Origin of the sequence: Staphylococcus simulans (assembly GCF_047037175.1) — a bacterium.
In the GTDB taxonomy this organism is placed as follows: domain Bacteria; phylum Bacillota; class Bacilli; order Staphylococcales; family Staphylococcaceae; genus Staphylococcus; species Staphylococcus simulans_C.
The window spans coordinates 833,043-852,067 of the sequence record NZ_CP178241.1 but is presented as its reverse complement, the minus strand read 5'-3'; the positions used below and the strand labels follow the sequence as shown (position 1 = coordinate 852,067).

Sequence of the window (19,025 nt, the reverse complement as noted above, 5' to 3'; positions counted from 1 at the left end):
TGTAAGATTTTAGATTCATTGATTATGAGCAGTCTTTTTAGGAAGGATTTTATTTATTATGACTGAAGCACAAACAATTATGGAACGTCTGTTTCATGCGTTAGATACAAAAACAAAAGCACTCAATAAAGAAAATGGTCAAAGTTTTATTGAGAACTTAGGCCTTGCGATGGAACAGATCTATCGCAACGACCGTGACTTACTAGAACAAGCAACATTAGCTGATCGACGTAAAGCATTCCAATTTGCATATTTAAGTTTATTACAAGAACAAGATATTCAAGCGAATCATCAAATTACGCCTGATTCAATCGGCTTGATTCTAGGCTACTTAGTACAACAGTTTACACAAGGCAAAGAAGAACTGAATATCGTAGACTTAACAAGCGGCAGTGGTCATTTAAGTGCGACTGTCCATGAAGTATTGACCGAGCAGACATTGATGCATCATCTTGTTGAAGTAGATCCAGTGTTATCTCGTGTGAGTGTACATTTAGCAAATTTCTTGGAAATTCCATTTGATGTATATCCTCAAGATGCGATACTGCCGTTGCCGTTTGAAGAAGCGGATGTTGTTATTGGTGATTTGCCTGTAGGCTATTATCCTGTAGATGAACGCAGTCATGAAATGAAACTAGGTTTTGAAGAAGGGCACAGTTACGCTCATTTCTTACTAATTGAACAAGCTATTGAAGCTTTAAGAGGTTCAGGTTTTGCATTTTTAGTTGTTCCTAGCAATATTTTTGAAGGTGAACATGTAAAACAGCTCGAAAAATTCATTGCAACAGATACAGAAATGCAAGCATTCCTGAACTTACCGAAAACTTTGTTCAAAACTGAGCAATCTCGAAAATCTATCTTAATTCTACAGAAAAAAGAACGTGAGGTAACGCATGCTGTTGAGGTGTTGCTAGCCAATATACCAGATTTCAAATCTCCGCAACAGTTTCAAGGATTTTTACGAGAATTGTCAGAATGGCTGCAACAAAATCATCACAAAAAATAAACTGTAATAATCTTGAAATTAAACTGTATTAATGGTTAAATAGATATGGTAAAAGAAAATGTAAATATTGGAGGCATAGTTTTATGTCAAAATTAGTGTTAGCAATTAACGCAGGTAGTTCATCACTGAAATTCCAACTTATAGAGATGCCTGAAGAAAAATTAGTAAGTAAAGGCTTAATTGAGCGAATCGGACTTAAAGGCTCAAAAATCACAGTAGAATTTAATGGTCAAAAATATACGGATGAAAAAGAAATTGGCGACCATATCCAAGCTGTTGATTTAATGTTGGACAGTTTGATCAGTCACGGTATTATCCGTGACATCAATGACATTGATGGTACAGGACACCGTGTAGTACACGGGGGAGAATTATTCCCTGAATCTGCGTTAGTTACAGACGAAGTAGAAAAACAAATTGAATCATTGACAGAATTAGCACCGCTTCACAACCCAGCAAACTTAATGGGTATTCGTGCATTCCGTAAATTATTGCCGAATATTCCACATGTTGCAGTGTTTGATACATCATTCCATCAAACGATGCCGGAACAAGCGTACTTATACAGCTTGCCATTCCACTATTATAAAGACTATGGTATCCGTAAATATGGTTTCCATGGTACAAGTCACAAATATGTATCACAACGTGCTGCTGAAATCTTAGATCGTCCAATTGAAGAATTACGTATTATTTCTTGTCATATTGGTAACGGTGCCTCTATCGCAGCAATCGACGGCGGTGAATCAGTAGATACTTCAATGGGCTTCACACCATTGGCAGGTGTAACAATGGGTACACGCTCTGGTGATATTGACCCTGCATTAATTCCATATATCATGGAAAAAACAGGTAAAAGTGCTGAAGCAGTATTAGATATCTTAAATAAAGAATCAGGTTTATTAGGTATCTCAGGTACATCAAGTGATTTACGTGACTTAGAACAAGACGCTGAAGAAGGTAAAACACGTGCACAATTAGCGTTAGACGTATTCGCTTCACGTATTCACAAATATATCGGTTCTTATACAGCGAAAATGCATGGTGTTGACGTGATTGTCTTCACTGCAGGTGTCGGTGAAAACTCTGACGAAGTTCGCGGCCGTGTATTAGAAGGTTTAGAATTTATGGGTGTTTATTGGGATCCTAAGAAAAATGAACAAATTCATGGTTCAGAAGGATTTATCAACTACCCGCATTCACCAGTTAAAGTATTAGTTATTCCAACAAACGAAGAAGTTATGATTGCACGTGATGCAGTTAAATTCGGTAGTTTATAATTTATAATTTAGATCCAGTTAATAGGGCAGATGGCTTATTAACTGGATTTTTTATTTGTATAATGAAACAAAAAAACCGATCAGTGAAACACTGACCGGCTAAGCATTCATGAGAGATGCTTATCATTATTTAGCTTGATATTGTTTACGTAATTCTTCTGTTGCTACTTGAGGTTGGAAATCTTCAGGCATTTCTTCTGTACGAACTACTAGAACATCACAAGGTGAATGACGAACAATAGCTTCTGAAACAGATCCTACGATAAAGCGTTCTACCGCATTCAAACCAGAAGTACCGCAAATTACTAAGTCAGCATTGACTTCTTGTGCGATTTTTTTAGGAATGATTGCTTTAGGTGAACCAAATTCAAGGAGTGTTTCAACATCCTCTACACCTTCATTTTGAGCAAATTCTTTATAGCCTCTAAGTAATTCTTCAGCGAATTGTTTAGATTTTTCAGTGAACTGAACATCATAAACCTCGTATGAAGTGTATGTTCTAGAGTCAATAACATTAGTGATGATAAGTTTAGCGTTGTTACGTTTCGCTACTTCCACCGCTTTATTGAATGCCCATTCAGCTTCTTGTGATCCATCTACTGCGATTAAAATATGTTTGTAAGTTAACATCGTACATGACCTCCTTCTTCTCTTCATGTTTATTTTACCACATTGTCAGAATATTAGATATAAAAGTAGTGCCTGAATTTTAACAATTAATTGAATTTTACAAATACCTTATCTTTAATGATAAATTAATCTTATCATTCTTTTCTATCTGTAATGATTGCGCTTTCATCGCATACGCGTTAGGATAAGGGTGGGAGGTGTACGGAATGAAAATAGGTATTCCAAAAGAGATAAAAAATAATGAAAACAGAGTAGGTTTATCACCAAGCGGTGTTCACGCTTTAGTTGAAGCAGGGCACACAGTTAAAGTAGAACGCAGCGCAGGTGAAGGTTCATTCTTTACGGATGAAGATTACAAAGAAGCAGGTGCTACAATTGTTGAAGGACCTGGTGAAGCTTGGGATGTAGAAATGGTTATCAAGGTTAAAGAACCAATTGAACCAGAATACAAATATTTCAAGAAAGATTTAATCTTATTCACTTATCTACACTTAGCAAACGACGAAGCATTAACAAAAGAACTTGTTGATAACGGAGTCGTTGCGATTGCATACGAAACGGTGCAATTACCAGACAGATCTTTACCATTATTAACGCCAATGAGTGAAGTTGCAGGTAGAATGGCGACACAAATCGGTGCGCAATTCTTGCAAAAATTCTATGGCGGTATGGGCGTATTACTAGGAGGTATTCCTGGTGTACCTAAAGGTAAAGTCACAATTATCGGTGGCGGCCAAGCAGGTACTAACGCTGCGAAAATCGCTTTAGGTTTAGGTGCTGACGTAACTATCTTAGACGTTAACCCTAAACGTTTACAAGAACTTGATGATTTATTCGGCGGACGTGTGCATACAGTTATGTCTAACCCGCTTAACATCGAGGAAAATGTTAAACAAAGTGATTTAGTTGTCGGAGCAGTATTAATTCCAGGTGCTAAAGCACCAAAACTTGTCACTGAACAAATGGTTAAAGATATGAAAGATGGAGCTGTATTGGTTGATATCGCTATCGACCAAGGTGGTATCTTTGAAACATCTGACCACGTTACAACACATGATGATCCAACATATGTTAAACATGGTGTGGTTCACTATGCGGTAGCAAATATGCCAGGTGCAGTACCACGTACTTCTACTATCGGTTTAAACAATGCGACATTACCTTATGCGTTACAAATCGCAAACAAAGGTTATTTAAATGCATTGAAAGATAACCAACCATTATCTTTAGGATTGAATGTGTACAACGGTCAAGTTACTAATGAAGGTGTAGCTAGTACGTTCGATCTTCCGTATACACCAGTAGATCAAGCATTAAATTCTTAATCAATTTAATGGGATGTAAGGAGCGTCTAAAGCTCTGAAAACATCAATATGACGCCACCTCGTTGCTGTTTGGGGTAATCACAGCAACAAGGTGGCGTCTTTCTTTTTAGTGAAAACATAAAAAAGTGAAGCACTTAGGCTTCACTTTATAACTAACGAATTAAAGCTTATTTATCATAATGTGTTAATACTTCATGACCATCTTCAGTGACTAGGATGTCATCTTCAATACGAACACCGACTACACCCGGTACATAAACGCCAGGTTCAACAGTGACTACCATACCTGGAACGAATTCATTAGTATTGAAACCTGCAACATCTTGATACTCATGTTCTTCTAAGCCTAAACCATGACCAAGACGGTGTACGAAATATTCACCATAACCCGCATCAGCAATAATACCGCGTGCTTTTCTATCTACATCGCCGATTACAACACCTGGTTTAATCATATCAATAGCGGCTTTTTCAGCTTCTAACACAACGTTATAAACAGATTGTGCTTTTTCACTAGGGTTGCCGAAAGCAACTGTACGTGTCATATCTGAACAATAGTTTTCATAAACAACACCTAAGTCGAATAATACATATTCATCTTTTGTAAGTTGACGATCGCCAGGAATACCATGTGGTGATGCAGCATGGTCGCCAAATAATACCATTGTATCGAAACTCATTTCGTCAACGCCATATTTTGTTTGAATTTCATATTCAATATGACGAACAACTTCTTTTTCAGTGACACCTTCTTTTAAGAAGTCGACACCGATTTCAATACATTTATCCGCAAGTTTTGCGGCTTCTTTGATTTTATCAATTTCTTCAGGTGTTTTGACATTACGTAAATTTTTGATGGTTTGATCAATTGGACCAAATGATTCAGCACCGAAACCTTCAATTAATTCTTTTTGACGTTTCAATGTTAAATGATCTTCTTCGACTAAAATTTTATCGAAGTGATAATCCACAAGTTTGAATGGGTCTTCACCATCTGCGTTACCGACAACTTTACCTGTGAACGGAGAGGCTTTAACCTCTTCTACTTCTAATTTAGGGACAAATAATACTTCTTCACCCTCAGCGGTAATTAATAAAGCTAATAGACGTTCATGAGGATCGCTTAAGTAGCCTGAAAAGTAGAATACGTTAAGCGGTGTCGTAATCCAAGCAGCCCCTGCGTCTTGGTTACGTATTTCTTTAACAATTTCTTCTGTTTTCAAAATTCTTCAACCTCCATTCATGTGATTAACTTTATTTTAAGCTAATCGCATACAGAATTCAAAAGTGCAAGGGTGTGATTTAGATTAAAGTAGGGTAAATGTTATACTAGAGTTAAGATTGAAACAGAAGGGGGCTTTAAAAATGGAATTATCATTTCATGGACAATCAACAATCTATTTTGAAGCAAACGGAAAGAAAGTCATCGTAGATCCATTTATTACTGGTAATGATTTATCAGATTTAAATGCAGAAGAATTAGAGGTAGATTATATTATTTTAACGCATGGCCACGCAGACCACTTTGGGGATACTGTGAAAATTGCGCAAAAAAATAATGCGACAGTTGTCGGCCTTGCAGAAGTGGCAGATTATTTATCAACAGCCCAAGGTGTAGAGAATGTACACCCAATGAATATCGGCGGTAAATGGGAATTTGACTTTGGATCAGTGAAGTATGTACAAGCGTTCCATAGTTCAAGTATCACAAACGAAAACGGTATTCCCGTTTATTTAGGGGCTTCAACAGGTCTAATTTTAGAAATCGAAGGCAAAACAATTTATCACTGTGGTGACACTGGCTTATTCAGCGATATGAAATTAATCGCAGATCGTCATCCAGTCGATGTATGTTTCGTACCAATCGGCGATAATTTCACAATGGGTATTGAAGATGCCAGCTACGCAATTAATGAATTGATTAAACCGAAAATTACAGTGCCTGTGCATTACAATACATTCCCTTATATTGAACAAGACCCTGAAGCATTCAAGAAATTAGTTACTGAAGGCGAAGTTCAAATCTTAAAACCAGGTGAATCTGTCGACTTTAAATAAAAAAGTGATAATAAAAATGCTTGTACAATCAAATGTACAAGCATTTTTCATTATTTTACAATTAATACTGGGATATGAGCACGTTTTGCGACTTTATGGCTGACGCTGCCTAGCACGAATTTCTTTTTCTCTTGTGCTTTACGGTTGCTGACTACTAAAATGTCATAATCACCGCTATTCGCAAATTTAACAAGTTCTTCTTTAGGGTTACCGCGTACAATGATTTCATCGTATTCGATACCGTATTCATCAAGAATATCACGTGTAGGCTGTAATTCTTGACTACGTGCTTTTGTTAATTCATTTAAATGCGTACCGCCTTTAATAGAAGCTTGTGCATCTTGTTCAGAAATCGCATTTAATAAAGTGACAATTGTGCCTTCACCAGACAATTTTCTGATATTTGCTAATGCTTTTTTGTTTTCTAAATCAGTATCAACGCCGAGTAAAATATTTTTATACATTCTCAATCCCTCCTTAATACATATTCTAATAAAAATGTGTCAACTTTTCCAATTAAATTTATGCTCAAATAAATAAACTGTGTTTAAATTTCAAAACAGCAACAGTTGAGTTAGGTACTCTGCTTATAACATGTTAAAATTCAAGAGAGGTTAGCTTCGATTTTTAGTCTGAATCAAGTTATAATTAATAAGAAGAGTAAGCAGAGAATGAGGGAAGTAAGTAATGACAAAACATGAACAGATTCTTGCACACATTGAATCACTCGCTGTGGGTCAAAAAATATCTGTCCGCAAAATAGCGAAAGATTTAGAGGTATCTGAAGGAACAGCTTACCGTGCAATTAAAGATGCTGAACAACTCGGACTGGTCGCAACCATCGATCGGGTCGGGACTGTGAGAATAGAAAAGAAGACAAGAGAACAGATTGAACAATTAACATTCGGTGAGATTGTCAAAATTATTGATGGTCAAGTACTCGCAGGGCGTAATGGCTTGCATAATACATTGACTAAATTTGCGATTGGAGCCATGAAATTAGAAAATGTCGTAAAGTATCTAACGAAACATACATTATTGATTGTAGGTAATAGAACAGATGTGCAGTTAGAAGCATTAAGACATGGCAGTGCTGTATTAATTACTGGTGGTTTCAACACAACACCTGAAATCAAACGCTATGCGGATCAACATGATTTGCCGATTCTATCTTCAAACTATGATTCCTATTTAGTCGCAAATATGATTAACCGTGCGATGTATAATCAGATTATTCGTAAAGAAATTCTAATTGTTGAAGACATTGTTAAACCTGTCACTGAAGAAACGGTATTAAAAGAAAATATGACGGTTGCTGATGTTAAAAGACGATCACAAATTACAGGACATTCAAGATTTCCAGTTGTCGATGATGACTTTAAATTAGTGGGTATCGTAACAAGCAAAGATATTATTGCGAAAGATTCAGAAGAATATCTATATAAAGTAATGACTAAACCGGTTTTAGATGTTCAAGTATCGACAACCGTTGCGACATGCGCACATATGATGATTTGGGAAGGAATTGAGCTGTTGCCGGTCACGACGCTTAATAAGAAATTGCTTGGTGTTGTTTCGCGTGAAGATGTTCTGCGAGCAATGCAGCTGTTAGGACGTCAACCGCAAGTTGGTGAAACAATTAACGATCAAGTCGGCAAGTACATTTCCATTCATAAAGATAAGATTACTGTAGATGTTGCACCACAATTGACGAGTCAATATGGGACGTTGAGTAAAGGTGCTTTTGTCGCAATTATCGAAGAAACCATTCGTTATAAGATGCGCCAAATTAAAAAACAAGAAGTGATGATTGAAAGTTTAAGTATTATTTATATGAAGACTGTTTCAATCGAAACTGAACTGGAAATTATTTATGACATGCTTGATGTTGGACGACATTTTGCGAAAATTGAAGTCAGCATGCGTGAAGGTAATCAAGATGTCGCAAAAGCATTGATTATTTGTCAAATGCTGGAAAGCTAATAGACGACATCAACTAAGAATGAAGGAGATTGACATGAATACATTTAATGAAATTATGAACCGTATAGAACAAGAAGATATAATTATTATCCATCGCCATGTGCGACCAGACCCAGATGCCTATGGCTCTCAATTAGGTTTAAAATCTTATTTACAATTAAAATTTCCGGACAAACAAATTTATGCTGTAGGAGAAAGTGAACCTTCTTTAGATTTCATGGGTACCTTTGATGCGGTAAGTGACGACACATATAAAGAAGCATTAGTCATTGTATGTGATACAGCGAATGCACCACGTATAGATGATCAACGCTATGCATCAGGCAAAGGTTTAATTAAAATAGACCATCATCCAGCGTTGGATCAATATGGTGAATTAAATTATGTTAATACAGAGGCTTCATCAACAAGTGAAATTATTTTTGATATCATTTCACATTTCAATGATACATCTATCATCAATGAAGCAACGGCACGTCTATTGTATTTAGGTATTGTTGGAGATACAGGCCGATTCTTATTCAGTAATACAAGTGTGCACACAATGGAAGTTGCAGCACAACTATTAACTTATCCATTTGACCATACTGCAGAATTAAATAAAATGGCTGAAAAAGACCCTAAATTAATGCCATTCCAAGGTTATGTGCTTCAAAACTTTGAAATGAACGACCATGGCTTCGCAAAAGTCCAAATTACGCAAGAAGTATTAAAACAATTTGGACTTAAACCAAATGAAGCTTCTCAATTTGTTAATACTATAGCTGATTTAAGAGGATTGAAAGTATGGGTCTTCGCTGTAGATGAAGGTGAAGATATCCGTTGTCGTGTGCGTTCTAAAAAATTAGTGATTAATGATATTGCACAACAATTCGGCGGGGGCGGACATCCGAACGCTTCTGGTGTAACTGTGTATAGTTGGGAAGAATTTGATCGTTTAGCAGATGCATTGAATCAAAAGTTAGTTGACGAACAATTATAATATTTGAAAAGGAGGGACTCAAGTCATGAAAGCACATCTAAATATCCATACCGCATATGATTTATTAGAATCCAGTCTGCGTGTTTCTGATATTGTTCAAAAGGCAGTTAAAGAAGGTTATCAAGCGCTGGCGTTGACGGATAGAAATGTTATGTATGCAGTCCCTCAATTTTATGATGCATGCCGACAAGCGGGCATCAAACCGATTATCGGTATGACCGTAGATTTAAGTGATGGTTTATCGGAAATAGAGACTATTGTATTAGCTAAAAATAATCAAGGCTTGAGTGCGTTGTATCAACTTTCTTCAGCAATTAAAATTCAAGATAAACAAACGATTTCTACTGAATGGCTAAAACATTATCAAAATGATTTAGTCATTATTTTTAAGCGTGTAAATGCTGAACAAATGAATTTAGCAGAAATGTTTAGTGAACATCCTGACGTTTATTTAGATCATTTAAGCAGTACAGCAGCAGAACATCTCGATTTAAATCAAGTATGGATGCAAGAGGCAAAATATCTGGATGAAAACGATGCGGATACTGTCAGTGCGTTACAGGCGATAAAGCATAATCAAGCCTTAGATTTAGTCAATACAGGCAGTGAACAACATGCGCATTTATATAGTCAAGCAGATATAGAACGCTTTGGCTTACCGCAAGAAATCATTGATAATACAAACACTTTAGCAGAACAATGTAATATCACGATTGATTATCATCAGTCTTTATTACCTCAGTATGATACGCCTGATGGTATTACTTCGAAAGATTATCTATATCAATTGCTTGATAACGCTATTAAACGCATGCATTTAGATAATAAACAATACCGCGAACGTTTAGATTATGAGTTTAGCGTCATCACAAAAATGGGATATGAAGATTATTTCCTTATTGTTAGTGATCTGATTCATTATGCGAAAACAGAGGACATTATGGTGGGGCCTGGTCGTGGATCTTCTGCAGGGTCTTTAATTAGTTATTTATTGAATATTACTACCATTGATCCAATCAAGAACAACTTATTATTTGAAAGATTCTTAAATCCAGAGCGTGTGACAATGCCTGATATTGATATCGACTTTGAGGATACACAGCGTGAACGTGTGATTGAATATGTCCAACAAAAATATGGGGATTACCATGTTTCAGGTATCGTCACGTTTGGTCATCTACAAGCGAAAGCAGTCGCTAGAGATGTTGGTCGTATTATGGGATTTGACGAAAAGACATTAAGTGAAATTTCTCGATTAATTCCCTCTAAGCCAGGTGTAACTTTGGATGAAGCTAATGCAACTGAAGCATTTCAAAGTTTTGTGCAACGTAATCACAGACATGAAATGTGGTTTGACTTGTGTAAGAAATTAGAAGGCTTACCAAGACATACATCTACGCATGCGGCAGGGATTATTATTAATGAACGTCCGCTCTATCAATATGTACCGTTGTTAATGGGTGACACAGGTTTATTGACACAATGGACGATGACCGAAGATGAAAGACTCGGGTTATTGAAAATTGACTTTTTAGGCATTAGAAACTTATCTATCATTCATCAAATTATTAAACAGGTGAAGCGAGATTTAAATATCGACATAGATATCGAAGCAATTCCTTTTGATGATGAAAAAGTATTTAAAATGTTGTCACTCGGTGAAACAACCGGTCTATTCCAATTAGAATCTGACGGCGTTAGAGATGCGCTAAGACGTTTACAACCTCAACATTTTGAAGATATTGTTGCTATGACGTCATTATATCGTCCAGGGCCGATGGAAGAAATTCCAACGTACATTGCACGACGCCACGATCCATCCAGAGTTGCTTATTTGCATCCAGATTTAGCACCGATTTTAAAATCGACATATGGCGTTATTATTTATCAAGAACAAATCATGCAGATAGCCAGCAAATTCGCAGGATTTAGTTATGGTGAAGCGGATATTCTACGTCGTGCAATGAGTAAAAAGAATCGTGCTGTTTTAGAAAATGAACGTCAACACTTTATCGAAGGTGCGAGCCGAAATGGTTACTCTGAACAATTAAGCAAACAGATTTTTGACTTAATTCTTAAGTTCGCTGATTATGGTTTCCCACGTGCGCATGCGGTGAGTTATTCGAAAGTAGCATATACGATGGCTTACTTAAAAGTACATTATACGAATTACTTTTATGCGAATATCTTAACGAATGTGATTGGCAGCGAGAAAAAGACAGAACAAATGATTGCTGAGGCAAAAACTATGAATTTGAAGATTTTGCCGCCAGACATCAATGAAAGTCATTGGTATTATAAAGCTGCTGAACAAGGGATTTATTTATCTTTAGGTACCATCAAAGGTGTGGGGTATCAAAGTGTTAAATCTATCGTAGATGAACGTTATCAAAACGGACGCTATAAAGACTTCTTTGATTTTACGAGACGATTATCTAAAAGGGTGAAAACACGTAAATTATTAGAAGCACTTATCTTAGTTGGAGCCTTTGACCAATTTGGTGAAACACGTGCAACGTTACTTGGCACGTTAGATGAAGTATTAGATTCTTCTAATCAGGTTGAACAAGATGAATTGATTTTTGATTTTGTTACACCTAAGTTAGAGTACCAACAAAAAGAAGAACTGCCTGATTTAGCTTTAAGCAATTTTGAAAAAGAATACTTAGGATTTTATATCACAAAACACCCGATAGAAAAATTGTTTGAAGCGAAGCAGTTTTTAAGCATCTTTAAGTTGAATAATGCCAAGAATAATCAACCAGTATTAGTACAAATGGATACACTTAGACGTATTCGTACGAAAAAAGGACAACCCATGGCATTTGCGACTTTGAACGATGGCGCAAATACGTTAGATAGTGTTCTTTTCCCTGATGCATTCCAACGTTATGAAACCTTATTGTTAGAAGAAAAACCGTTTATTGTAAAAGGTAAATTTGAAAACCGTAATCAAAAGCAGCAGCTGATTATTAATGAAATCCAAACATTAGAAGCTTATGAAAAATTGGTATTTGAACAAGCAACAAGAATTATTTTGAGAAAAATAGATGTCGAAACACTTCAGTTTGATAGAGAAACATCAGAAACGCATCAACAACTTCCTATTTATTATTATGATGAAAAATCGAATCAAATGAGACAAGTTGGAAGAATTGAACGTGATATTGAGACAATAGAAAGATTAGTGCAACAAATCGCACCTGAAAATATTCGTTTAATGTAACGTAAAAGTCTGTGACAATGCTTCACATTGATTGCAGACTTTTAAAATTTTTAAGCGATTCGTTGACAAAATTAAGGAAATTAATAATTTGACACATGAGAATCAGTGAAACAGTATTATCTGTGTTATAATCAGTACATAAAATTCAGAGTAGTACTAAAAATGAAAGTTTATTTGTAAATTTTCAGTAAATATAATGGATCAACTAAGTAATAGTTTTAACATAGAAAAAGTGAATTTATTTCGATAAATGATTCAAAATGAAGGAGCGATTGGTTTGTCATTAAGAGACGATGCTTTAGAAATGCATAAAAGAAATCAAGGTAAATTTGATGTTACACCTAAAGTGAAAGTTACAAATAAAGAAGAATTAAGCTTAGCTTATTCTCCTGGTGTAGCAGAACCCTGTAAAGAGATCTATGAGGATCCTCGCAAGGTTTATGATTATACATCAAAAGGCAATACTGTCGCAGTAGTGACAGATGGCACTGCAGTGTTAGGCTTGGGTAATATTGGACCTGAAGCCAGTATTCCTGTGATGGAAGGTAAGGCAGTCTTATTCAAAAGTTTTGCTGGCGTCAGCGGTGTACCAATAGCTTTAGACACGACAGATACAGAAGAAATTATCAAAACAGTTAAATTGCTTGAACCGAACTATGGTGGTATCAACTTAGAAGATATTTCTGCACCGCGCTGTTTTGAAATTGAAAATCGTTTAAAGAAAGAGACAAAAATTCCAGTCTTTCATGATGACCAGCACGGGACAGCAATCGTGACAATGGCTGGATTGATTAATGCGTTAAGAATTACTGAGAAATCATTGTCTGATATCAAAGTTGTTTTGAATGGTGCAGGTGCTGCAGGTATTGCCATTGTTAAATTATTATATTCTTATGGTGTGCGTAATATGATCATGTGCGATTCAAAAGGTGCAATTTATAAAGGCCGTCCGCATGGCATGAATGAAACGAAAGAATTTGTAGCTGAATGGACAAATAAAGATAAAGAAGATGGAAAATTAGCAGATGTAATTCAAGGTGCTGATGTCTTTATCGGTGTATCTGTTGCTAATGCATTATCACAAGATATGGTAAAATCAATGAATAAAGATAGTATTATTTTTGCGATGGCAAATCCTAATCCAGAAATCAATCCGGATGATGCCAAAGCAGCAGGGGCAAAAGTTGTGGGAACTGGACGTTCAGATTATCCGAACCAAATCAATAACGTATTAGCTTTCCCAGGTATTTTCAGAGGGGCTTTAGATGTACGTGCTACACATATCAATGAGAAAATGAAACAAGCAGCTGTACAAGCTATCGCAAATTTAATTGAACCGGACGAATTATCACCGGAATACTGTATTCCAGCACCTTTTGACAAGCGTGTAGCACCATCGGTTGCACGCAATGTAGCGAAAGCAGCTATGGAATCTGGAGTTGCTAGGGTTGAAGTTGACCCAGATGAAATATACAATAAAACGATGAGATTAACTGATATTAAATAGTTTATTTTTACAAAGTGCTGTTATGTTTATAAATCAACATAATAGTGATGTGGAGGTTGACCAATGTTTAAAGATTTTTTCAATCGCGGCAGTAAAAAGAAAAAATATGTAACTGTCCAAGATTCAAAACAGAATGACGTTCCATCAGGTATCATGACTAAATGTCCAAAATGTAAGAAAATCATGTATACGAAAGAACTTTCTGAAAACCTCAATGTATGTTTCAATTGCGATCATCACTTATCATTGACTGCATATAAACGTATTGAAGCGATTTCAGATGAGGGAACATTTAAAGAGTTTGATAAAGGAATGACATCTGCCAATCCTTTAGACTTTCCTGGTTACGAAGAAAAAATTCAAAAAGATCAAAGCAAAACTGACTTAAATGAAGCTGTGGTAACTGGAACAGCCGAATTAGATGGTACAAAATACGGTGTTGCAGTGATGGATTCACGTTTCAGAATGGGGAGTATGGGTTCTGTAGTCGGCGAAAAAATTTGCCGTATTATTGATTATTGTACTGAACAGCGTTTGCCATTTATCCTATTTTCTGCAAGTGGCGGTGCCAGAATGCAAGAGGGGATTATTTCATTAATGCAAATGGGTAAAACAAGCGTTTCATTAAAACGTCATTCTGATGCCGGCTTATTATATATTTCTTATATGACGCATCCAACAACAGGCGGCGTTTCTGCCAGCTTTGCGTCAGTAGGTGATATTAACTTATCAGAACCACGTGCTTTAATCGGATTTGCGGGACGTCGTGTCATCGAACAAACAATTAACGAAAAATTGCCAGATGATTTCCAAACTGCGGAATTCTTATTAGAACACGGTCAATTAGACAAAGTAGTGCATCGTAAAGATATGAGAGCTACTTTAAGTCAAATATTGAAAATGCATACAGGACAAGAGGTGAATAAAGATGCTTGATTTTGAAAAGCCGTTATTTGATATTAAAAATAAAATAGATGCTTTGAAAGAATCACAAGAGAAAAATGATGTGGATTTGCAAGAAGAAATTGACATGTTAGAGGCTTCTCTTGAGCGTGAAACTGAAAAAATTTACAAGCATCTTAAACCTTGGGATCGTGTTCAATTAGCAAGATTGCAAGAAAGACCTACAACACTAGATTATATTTCATATATTTTTGATGACTTTATGGAATTACATGGGGATAGAAATTTCAGAGATGATCCAGCAATGATAGGTGGAATTGGTTATTTAAACGGTCAACCAGTCACTGTCGTTGGACAGCAACGTGGTAAAGACACGAAAGATAATATTTATCGTAATTTCGGTATGGCGCATCCTGAAGGATATCGTAAAGCGCTGCGTTTAATGAAACAAGCAGAAAAATTCAATCGACCAATCTTTACTTTCATTGACACAAAAGGTGCCTATCCAGGTAAATCCGCTGAAGAACGCGGACAAAGTGAATCAATTGCGAGAAACTTGATTGAAATGTCTAGTTTGAAAGTACCTGTTATCACATTGGTAATTGGGGAAGGCGGAAGCGGCGGTGCTTTAGGTATCGGTATCGCGAATAGAGTATTAATGCTTGAAAATAGTACGTACTCTGTTATTTCACCAGAAGGTGCTGCAGCACTATTATGGAAAGACAGCAATCTTTCTAAAATTGCGGCTGAAACAATGAAAATTACTGCACCTGATTTAAAAGAATTAGGTGTGATTGATGAAGTAATTACTGAACCACTTGGCGGCGCACATAAAGATGTTGAACAACAAGCGAGCAGTATTAAAAAAGCGTTTGTTTCTCACTTAGAAGCGTTGAAAAAATTAGATGGACAAGCATTAGCGGATGATCGTTTTGAAAAATTCCGCCAAATGGGTGAATATAAAGAATAATTAGGGAAAAGGATTCTATACTTCTATTTTAGGGAAGAGTGTAGAATCCTTTTCATTTTGTATTAGAGTGTTACGCTAATTGTGATGATTAAAAATATCAGAAATTGTAAGAATCATACTGTAAAAATATGCGTATTGTATCCATATTAAATAAAAAGTGTGGCTATATTTCGAAAATAGAAATATAAAACGTTTACATTATGGATTGCATGGTATTTTTATGGATAACCACGCTATTTTATGGTATTTTTAATGTAAATCATACAAGTTAGGAAGGTCAGTTGTCATGAAAAAAATTGCAGTTTTGACAAGTGGTGGAGACGCTCCGGGAATGAACGCTGCTGTTCGAGCAGTTGTGCGTACTGCCATTTATAATGGGATTGAAGTTTACGGTGTGTACCAAGGCTATCTCGGATTGATAAATGATGATCTTAAAAAGCTTGAATTAGGATCAGTGGGAGATACAATTCAACGCGGCGGTACATTCCTTTACTCTGCACGTTGCCCAGAATTCAAGGACAAAGAAGTACGTGCGAAAGCAATTGAAAACTTAAGAAGTCATGGTATTGATGGATTAGTTGTAATCGGCGGTGACGGCAGTTATCGTGGTGCACAACGTATCAGTGAAGAATGTCCAGAAATTCAAACAATCGGTATTCCGGGAACTATCGATAATGATATTCCAGGTACAGACTTCACAATTGGTTTTGACACAGCACTCAATACAATTATTGATTCTGTCGATAAAATTAGAGACACTGCATCAAGTCATGCCAGAACATTTATTATCGAAGTTATGGGTCGTGATTGTGGTGACCTTGCATTGTGGGCTGGTTTAGCTGTCGGTGCAGAAACAATCCTTGTTCCAGAAGAAAAAACAGATATTAAAGATATCGCAGAAAAAATAGAAGCCGGTATTAAAAGAGGTAAAAAACATTCTATCGTCATCGTAGCTGAAGGTGTCATGTCAGGACAAGAATGTGCAGATGAATTAGCAAAATACATCCATGTGGATGGACGCGTATCTGTACTTGGTCATATCCAACGTGGCGGCAGCCCGACTGGACAAGACAGAGTGTTGGCATCAAGACTTGGCGGTCATGCCGTAGAATTACTACTTGAAGGTAAAACAGCATTGGGAGTTGGCATTAAACAAAATGAATTAACTCAAACACCATTTGATGAAATCTTCGGTAATAAAGGTAGTAAGTTTAATTTTAATATGTATGAGTTAGCACAAGAATTATCAATTTAATGATAGACTTAGTGAAATTTTTAGGAGGCTTTTATAATGAGAAAAACTAAAATCGTTTGTACGATTGGACCTGCATCAGAATCTGAAGAAATGTTAGAAAAATTAATGAACGCCGGCATGAACGTTGCCCGTTTGAACTTCTCACACGGTGACCACGCGGAACATAAAGTTCGTATTGACCGTATCAGAGAAGTAGCACAACGTTTAGACAAAACGATTGCGATCATGCTTGATACAAAAGGACCTGAAATCAGAACACACAACATGAAAGATGGTGTGATTTTCTTAGAAAAAGGTAAAGAAGTTATCGTAAGCATGGAAGAAGTTTTAGGTACAGCTGATAAATTTTCTGTAACTTATTCAGATTTAATCAACGACATTGAAATTGGTTCTTACATTTTATTAGACGATGGTTTAGTAGAATTAGAAGTTAAAGAAATCAATAAAGATAAAGGCGAAGTTTTATGTGAAATCCTCAACTCAGGTGAAATTAAAAACAAAAAAGGTGTAAACTTACCAAACGTTAAAGTTAACTTACCTGGTATTACTGATAAAGATGCTGATGATATCCGCTTCGGTATTGATCAAAACATCGATTTAATCGCAGCAAGCTTTGTACGTCGCCCAAGTGACGTATTAGATATCCGTAAAATTTTAGAAGAAGAACGCAGCACAAACATTCAAATTCTTCCTAAAATCGAAAACCAAGAAGGTATCGACAATATTAAAGAAATCCTTGAAGTTTCTGACGGTTTAATGGTAGCACGTGGTGACATGGGTGTTGAAATTCCACCTGAAAATGTACCAGTTATCCAAAAAGACCTTATCAGACAATGTAATAAATTAGGTAAACCAGTTATCACTGCAACTCAAATGTTAGACTCAATGCAACGTAACCCACGTGCAACAAGAGCCGAAGCAAGTGACGTAGCGAACGCTATCTATGATGGTACAGACGCAGTTATGTTATCTGGTGAAACTGCTGCTGGTTTATATCCAGAAGAAGCTGTTAAAGCAATGAGAAATATTGCCGTTGCAGCAGAAGCAGCTCAAAACTACAAAAAATTATTGAACGACCGTACTAAATTAGAAGAAACTAACTTAGTTAACGCAATCGGTGTTTCTGTAGCACACACTGCATTAAACTTAAAAGTTAAAGCAATCGTAGCTGCAACTGAAAGTGGTTCAACTGCAAGAACTATCTCTAAATTCCGTCCACATTCAGACATTATCGCTGTTACACCAAACCCAGAAACAGCTCGTCAATTAGCATTAGTATGGGGCGTATTCCCAGTCGTTAAAAAAGGACGCAAAACTACTGACGCATTACTTAACAATGCAGTAGCAACAGCTATCGAAACTGGACGCGTTCAAAATGGTGACTTATTAATCATCACTGCTGGTGTACCAACTGGTGAAAAAGGTACAACTAACATGATGAAATTACACTTAGTTGGCGATGAACTTGTTAAAGGTCAAGGTGTTGGACGTAATTCAGTAGTAGGTAATGCAATCGTGGTAAACGAAGCATCTGAATTAGAAGGCAGAGATCTTTCAGACTCAATCATCGTTACACATTCTACAGATGAAACATTTGTACCATATGTAGAACAAGCTGCTGGTTTAGTTGCTGAAGAAGCTGGTATCACTTCACCAAGTGCAATTATCGGTTTAGAACAAGGCATTCCAACAATTGTTGGTGCTAAAAACGCAACTAAATTAATCGCTGATGATGTAACAATCACAGTAGATGCAAACACTGGCCGTGTCTATGACGGTTATGCAAACGTCCTATAATTGATAGAACAAAAACATTAAATATTGAATATACAAGCTGTCTGTTCCTTTGGAGCAGGCAGTTTTTTTGTATGCAGATCTAGAAAAATACACTCTAAAGTAA

15 protein-coding genes are annotated in these 19,025 nt (G+C 36.4%); 12 read left to right on the top strand and 3 right to left on the bottom strand.

Translation table 11 applies throughout. The features are described from left to right. Nucleotides 1-58 precede the first annotated feature (58 nt). Nucleotides 59-1,006 carry a class I SAM-dependent methyltransferase gene (locus tag ACFCT9_RS04035; RefSeq protein WP_412521094.1) on the top strand — a complete coding sequence of 316 codons (948 nt, stop codon included), beginning with the start codon at nucleotides 59-61 and terminating at the stop codon, nucleotides 1,004-1,006. A gap of 83 nt (nucleotides 1,007-1,089) precedes the next feature. Continuing rightward, nucleotides 1,090-2,286 carry an acetate kinase gene (locus ACFCT9_RS04030; protein ID WP_412521092.1) on the top strand — a complete coding sequence of 399 codons (1,197 nt, stop codon included), beginning with the start codon at nucleotides 1,090-1,092 and terminating at the stop codon, nucleotides 2,284-2,286. 126 nt (nucleotides 2,287-2,412) lie between these two features. Here ACFCT9_RS04030 and ACFCT9_RS04025 read toward each other — a convergent pair whose 3' ends face one another. Continuing rightward, a complete protein-coding gene (locus tag ACFCT9_RS04025; protein WP_412521090.1) occupies nucleotides 2,413-2,916 on the bottom strand; it encodes a universal stress protein in 504 nt (167 codons plus the stop codon). A gap of 206 nt (nucleotides 2,917-3,122) precedes the next feature. Between ACFCT9_RS04025 and ald the strand changes: the two genes are divergently transcribed. After that, a complete protein-coding gene (ald, locus tag ACFCT9_RS04020) occupies nucleotides 3,123-4,241 on the top strand; it encodes an alanine dehydrogenase (RefSeq protein WP_412521088.1) in 1,119 nt (372 codons plus the stop codon). Nucleotides 4,242-4,408: 167 nt separating this feature from the next. Here the strand turns inward: ald and ACFCT9_RS04015 are convergent, their stop codons facing one another. After that, nucleotides 4,409-5,464: a M24 family metallopeptidase gene (locus tag ACFCT9_RS04015; RefSeq protein WP_412521086.1), complete on the bottom strand. Its 1,056-nt coding sequence runs from the start codon at nucleotides 5,462-5,464 to the stop codon at nucleotides 4,409-4,411. Nucleotides 5,465-5,606: 142 nt separating this feature from the next. Here ACFCT9_RS04015 and ACFCT9_RS04010 point away from each other — a divergent pair, with 142 nt between their 5' ends. After that, nucleotides 5,607-6,299: a metal-dependent hydrolase gene (locus ACFCT9_RS04010; protein ID WP_412521084.1), complete on the top strand. Its 693-nt coding sequence runs from the start codon at nucleotides 5,607-5,609 to the stop codon at nucleotides 6,297-6,299. Nucleotides 6,300-6,349: 50 nt separating this feature from the next. Here ACFCT9_RS04010 and ACFCT9_RS04005 read toward each other — a convergent pair whose 3' ends face one another. Continuing rightward, on the bottom strand, nucleotides 6,350-6,763 hold the full coding sequence (locus ACFCT9_RS04005; RefSeq protein ID WP_107604757.1) for a universal stress protein: 414 nt from the start codon (nucleotides 6,761-6,763) through the stop codon (nucleotides 6,350-6,352). 223 nt (nucleotides 6,764-6,986) lie between these two features. Between ACFCT9_RS04005 and ACFCT9_RS04000 the strand changes: the two genes are divergently transcribed. The 8 genes from ACFCT9_RS04000 to pyk all read left to right on the top strand — a co-directional run bounded on the left by ACFCT9_RS04000 (nucleotide 6,987) and on the right by pyk (nucleotide 18,922). Further along, nucleotides 6,987-8,282 carry a DRTGG domain-containing protein gene (locus tag ACFCT9_RS04000; RefSeq protein WP_412521081.1) on the top strand — a complete coding sequence of 432 codons (1,296 nt, stop codon included), beginning with the start codon at nucleotides 6,987-6,989 and terminating at the stop codon, nucleotides 8,280-8,282. A gap of 34 nt (nucleotides 8,283-8,316) precedes the next feature. Further along, nucleotides 8,317-9,264, top strand: a complete 948-nt coding sequence (locus ACFCT9_RS03995) for a DHH family phosphoesterase (protein ID WP_412521079.1) — start codon at nucleotides 8,317-8,319, stop codon at nucleotides 9,262-9,264. 25 nt (nucleotides 9,265-9,289) lie between these two features. Beyond that, a complete protein-coding gene (locus ACFCT9_RS03990) occupies nucleotides 9,290-12,490 on the top strand; it encodes a DNA polymerase III subunit alpha (RefSeq protein ID WP_412521078.1) in 3,201 nt (1,066 codons plus the stop codon). A gap of 277 nt (nucleotides 12,491-12,767) precedes the next feature. After that, complete coding sequence (locus ACFCT9_RS03985) at nucleotides 12,768-13,997, top strand: NADP-dependent malic enzyme (RefSeq protein WP_412521076.1); 1,230 nt, start codon at nucleotides 12,768-12,770, stop codon at nucleotides 13,995-13,997. Nucleotides 13,998-14,060: 63 nt separating this feature from the next. Beyond that, entirely contained in the window at nucleotides 14,061-14,933 is an 873-nt protein-coding gene (gene accD, locus ACFCT9_RS03980) for an acetyl-CoA carboxylase, carboxyltransferase subunit beta (protein ID WP_412521074.1), read from the top strand. Further along, nucleotides 14,926-15,870: an acetyl-CoA carboxylase carboxyltransferase subunit alpha gene (locus tag ACFCT9_RS03975; protein WP_412521072.1), complete on the top strand. Its 945-nt coding sequence runs from the start codon at nucleotides 14,926-14,928 to the stop codon at nucleotides 15,868-15,870. The genes accD and ACFCT9_RS03975 overlap by 8 nt, the downstream gene beginning before the upstream one ends. Before the next feature lie 286 nt (nucleotides 15,871-16,156). Next, nucleotides 16,157-17,125 (top strand): 6-phosphofructokinase, encoded by a 969-nt coding sequence (gene pfkA, locus ACFCT9_RS03970; protein ID WP_412521071.1) that lies wholly within the window; start codon nucleotides 16,157-16,159, stop codon nucleotides 17,123-17,125. Nucleotides 17,126-17,161: 36 nt separating this feature from the next. Continuing rightward, the gene (gene pyk, locus ACFCT9_RS03965; protein WP_412521070.1) at nucleotides 17,162-18,922 is read left to right on the top strand and encodes a pyruvate kinase; all 1,761 of its coding nucleotides are present in this window, start codon (nucleotides 17,162-17,164) and stop codon (nucleotides 18,920-18,922) included. The last annotated feature ends 103 nt before the right edge of the window (nucleotides 18,923-19,025 follow it).

Excerpts from the sequence above, each read along its gene's own strand:
- ACFCT9_RS04035 (WP_412521094.1), top strand. The coding sequence starts at position 59 with ATGACTGAAGCACAAACAATTATGGAACGTCTGTTTCATGCGTTAGAT.
- ACFCT9_RS04030 (WP_412521092.1), top strand. The coding sequence starts at position 1,090 with ATGTCAAAATTAGTGTTAGCAATTAACGCAGGTAGTTCATCACTGAAA.
- ACFCT9_RS04025 (WP_412521090.1), bottom strand. The coding sequence starts at position 2,916 with ATGTTAACTTACAAACATATTTTAATCGCAGTAGATGGATCACAAGAA.
- ald (WP_412521088.1), top strand. The coding sequence starts at position 3,123 with ATGAAAATAGGTATTCCAAAAGAGATAAAAAATAATGAAAACAGAGTA.
- ACFCT9_RS04010 (WP_412521084.1), top strand. The coding sequence starts at position 5,607 with ATGGAATTATCATTTCATGGACAATCAACAATCTATTTTGAAGCAAAC.
- ACFCT9_RS04005 (WP_107604757.1), bottom strand. The coding sequence starts at position 6,763 with ATGTATAAAAATATTTTACTCGGCGTTGATACTGATTTAGAAAACAAA.
- ACFCT9_RS04000 (WP_412521081.1), top strand. The coding sequence starts at position 6,987 with ATGACAAAACATGAACAGATTCTTGCACACATTGAATCACTCGCTGTG.
- ACFCT9_RS03995 (WP_412521079.1), top strand. The coding sequence starts at position 8,317 with ATGAATACATTTAATGAAATTATGAACCGTATAGAACAAGAAGATATA.
- ACFCT9_RS03990 (WP_412521078.1), top strand. The coding sequence starts at position 9,290 with ATGAAAGCACATCTAAATATCCATACCGCATATGATTTATTAGAATCC.
- accD (WP_412521074.1), top strand. The coding sequence starts at position 14,061 with ATGTTTAAAGATTTTTTCAATCGCGGCAGTAAAAAGAAAAAATATGTA.
- ACFCT9_RS03975 (WP_412521072.1), top strand. The coding sequence starts at position 14,926 with ATGCTTGATTTTGAAAAGCCGTTATTTGATATTAAAAATAAAATAGAT.
- pfkA (WP_412521071.1), top strand. The coding sequence starts at position 16,157 with ATGAAAAAAATTGCAGTTTTGACAAGTGGTGGAGACGCTCCGGGAATG.
- pyk (WP_412521070.1), top strand. The coding sequence starts at position 17,162 with ATGAGAAAAACTAAAATCGTTTGTACGATTGGACCTGCATCAGAATCT.